Annotated in this window: 3 protein-coding genes and 1 pseudogene; 2 read left to right on the forward strand and 2 right to left on the reverse strand. The window is 33.7% G+C overall.

The features are described 5' to 3' along the window. Positions 1–281: pseudogene (locus ABZA26_RS12885) on the reverse strand (hypothetical protein); the annotation flags it as partial. Positions 282–502: 221 nt separating this feature from the next. Then, positions 503–967 carry a peptidylprolyl isomerase gene (locus tag ABZA26_RS12890; RefSeq protein ID WP_372714916.1) on the reverse strand — a complete coding sequence of 155 codons (465 nt, stop codon included), beginning with the start codon at positions 965–967 and terminating at the stop codon, positions 503–505. Between the two features lie 146 nt (positions 968–1,113). On the opposite strand from ABZA26_RS12890, the gene ABZA26_RS12895 reads away from it, so the two are divergent. Both ABZA26_RS12895 and ABZA26_RS12900 read left to right on the forward strand, forming a co-directional pair. Next, entirely contained in the window at positions 1,114–1,830 is a 717-nt protein-coding gene (locus ABZA26_RS12895) for an HAD family hydrolase (RefSeq protein WP_372714917.1), read from the forward strand. A gap of 122 nt (positions 1,831–1,952) precedes the next feature. Further along, a complete protein-coding gene (locus tag ABZA26_RS12900) occupies positions 1,953–2,231 on the forward strand; it encodes a heavy-metal-associated domain-containing protein (RefSeq protein ID WP_372714918.1) in 279 nt (92 codons plus the stop codon). Positions 2,232–2,361: the final 130 nt, after the last annotated feature.

The following is a 2,361-nucleotide window of genomic DNA, read 5'->3' on the forward strand; positions in this document are numbered from 1 at the left end:
AATTTCCCAAGCCCAAGCTTTTCTGCCGCAGCAATAATAATGAAAATTACAATCAGATAATAGATGGCCTTTACAATGATATTAAAGAACACCTGCGACTGTTCTTTCTTATCCTCAGAGATTTTTCCCTGTATAAATTTGGACTTGCTAATAAGAGTCCCTATTTTTTTAGCGATAAACGAAGCGATCATGAGACCTACGACAACTATCAGAATTACTCCGACAATTGTGAGAAGCTGACTAGATAAAGTAAACTGAAACATACTTTTAAAATCAGACATGATATTTCCTCCTTTTTAAATTTGTAGTATCACAATAAATATATTCTGCAGGAGGGAGAATTCCTCTAAAAAAAATGTTTTTTATACTTGAATTGTATAATTAATTGCAACAAAAAACAAAATCAAGCATCTCTTTAAAGTGCATTTTTTAATAGGGTAATTAAAAATAAAAAAAAGACAGGCAATATAAATATAACCTGTCCGATCTTTTTATTTATTTACTAGAAGTGAACGTGACCGTGCTCTAGTTCCTCTTCTGTTGCTTCTCTTACCTCAGTTACTTTTAGGTCAAATGTAAGATTTTTACCTGCAAAAGGGTGGTTTCCGTCTACTAAAACAACGTCATCTTCGATTGATTTTATTACGAATTCCATAAGTCCGTCATCTGTATCAGCTTGGAAATCCAGACCTTCATAGATATCTTCAAATTCTGAAAAATCTTCTTTTGACATTTCAGAGATGAGCTCTTCGTCATACTCGCCGTATCCCTCTTCAGGAGAAACAATTATTTTTGATTGGAATCCTACAGTTTTACCTTCTAAAATTTCCTCTATTTTTGGAATGAAATCTCCAAAACCCTGGATATATGCAAAAGGCCCAACTTCTTTTGTATCTTCTAAAATATTTCCGTCTTCGTCAGTAAGGATAAAGTCTAAAACTACAACTTTGCTCTCTTCTATTTTCATTAAAACACCTCGCTCTAAAATAATACTCCAAAAGGAGCTTAATTAATGATAACATATAGATGGCAGATTTTCACTATAAATTTAAAGGAATTTTGATTTTTATTCATATCTATTATATTAACTAGAATTATAGAGGGGGACTCACTATGACAGCAGCATTTTTTGATATCGATGGTACCATTTACAGAAATTCTCTCCTTATTGAGCATTTTAAGAAACTCATAAAATATGAACTCTTGAATATTCAGATGTATGAGGACAGAGTAAAAAACAGCTTCAGACAGTGGGATGAAAGAACCGGAGATTACGATAAGTATCTCATGGGACTTGCAGACACCTATGTAGAGGCTATAAAGGGAATATCACTGAAATATAATGACTTTGTATCAGACCAGGTGATGGATCTGAAGGGGAACAGGGTGTATACCTACACAAGAAACATGATCAAATTTCATAAAGAAAAAGGACATAAGGTGATATTCATATCGGGAAGTCCGGATTTTCTGGTGTCCAGAATGGCAGAGAAGTGGAAGGCTGATGATTACTGCGGAACAAAATATTATTCAGAAGACGGAAAATTTTCCGGAGAGATATCTCCCATGTGGGATGCTGAAAACAAGACAAAGGCCATAGAGTATTTTAAGGAGAAATACAACCTGAACCTAGATGAGTGCTTTGCCTACGGAGATACAAAGGGTGATCTGAGTATGCTGAAAATAGTAGGAAATCCAAGGGCTGTAAATCCTTCTAAAGAACTTTTTAAAGAGATCAAATCTGATAAGAGTCTCAAGGAGAAAACCGAGATAATTATCGAAAGAAAAGATATAGTATACAGATTATCAGCAGATGTAGAGATACTCTAAGTCCGGTTTATTCCGGACTTTTTTTCACTTAAAATTTAAAAATGTTATTTTATTGACTCATAATAGGGCATGGGGGTATAATGATTTGAGAGCTGAAAATGAAAAAACCGGAGGAGATAATCATGAAAAAAATAAAAATAGAGGGTATGATGTGCGGACACTGTGTAAAAGCTGTGACTGAAGTACTAAATAGTATAGAGGGAACCAGCAGTGTAGAAGTAGTGCTGGAAAATAAAGAAGCTATGGTAAAGGGGACGGCATCTTCTGAAGAGCTTAAATCAGCCATAGAAAAAGAAGGCTACACAGTGGTATCTATAGAGGATATAGAAGAAAACTGTAGTAAAGAAAATAAAGAGGAAAAAAAAGGTGGAGTTTTTTCAAAACTTTTTAAAAAAAAATAGGTGAATCGACAAAAAAGTTTTGGAGATAAAAAATTCCACTGCTGCAGTGTTAAAAAAAATTAAGAAGCTTGTTTTTTAATTTAAAGAGGTGTTTTTTATGCAAAAAGAAGGGATAGTCTTAAAAATAGAG

Origin of the sequence: Ilyobacter sp., assembly GCF_041583315.1 — a bacterium.
In the GTDB taxonomy this organism is placed as follows: domain Bacteria; phylum Fusobacteriota; class Fusobacteriia; order Fusobacteriales; family Fusobacteriaceae; genus Ilyobacter.

Bases quoted from the DNA above. Each gene is read 5' to 3' on its own strand.
- ABZA26_RS12890 (WP_372714916.1), bottom strand. From the start codon at position 967: ATGAAAATAGAAGAGAGCAAAGTTGTAGTTTTAGACTTTATCCTTACT.
- ABZA26_RS12895 (WP_372714917.1), top strand. From the start codon at position 1,114: ATGACAGCAGCATTTTTTGATATCGATGGTACCATTTACAGAAATTCT.
- ABZA26_RS12900 (WP_372714918.1), top strand. From the start codon at position 1,953: ATGAAAAAAATAAAAATAGAGGGTATGATGTGCGGACACTGTGTAAAA.